The following is a 512-nucleotide window of genomic DNA, read 5'->3' as shown; positions in this document are numbered from 1 at the left end:
GGTCAACTCAACGGATTTATTCAACTCATTAGCCGTCTGACGAACAATACGCTCAAGACGCGGTGTCAGACGCGTGAATGGCACCATACGCGAGTTCATCAGCCCATCTTGCAACTCAGTCTGTGTCCGCGATAGCTGTAGCAGCAGGCTTTCACTATCACGAGTCTTTTCTAATAAAGTATGGTTAATATCAACCAAATCCGAGGCAGATTCTGTCAATGATTTTGATAACTGATTCAGTGAAGAATACTGATCCATTTCTAGTGGATCGAAATCCTCATTATCAATGAGCTCATCATCTATCTGTGACAAAATCTGAGCTTCAAGCTCAATCTCCATACGGCGTAACTGATCTGCCAGTCGCTGTACCGTAGTACCCATCTCTTCAATACTGTTAGTCAAGCTACTAATACCCATATCAATACGGGCACGGTTAATCGCTGACTCACCAGATAAGTTAATCATATGCTCAATCAGACCACCTGAGATACGAATCATTTCATTACTACTAG

1 pseudogene is annotated in these 512 nt (G+C 42.8%); it reads right to left on the bottom strand.

What is annotated here, in order from left to right:
• Nucleotides 1-512: pseudogene (locus ACS8FC_RS21035) on the bottom strand (hypothetical protein); the annotation flags it as partial.

This window comes from Psychrobacter sp. 1Y4 (assembly GCF_051847555.1).
This window is presented reverse-complemented; position numbering and strand designations above follow the sequence as displayed.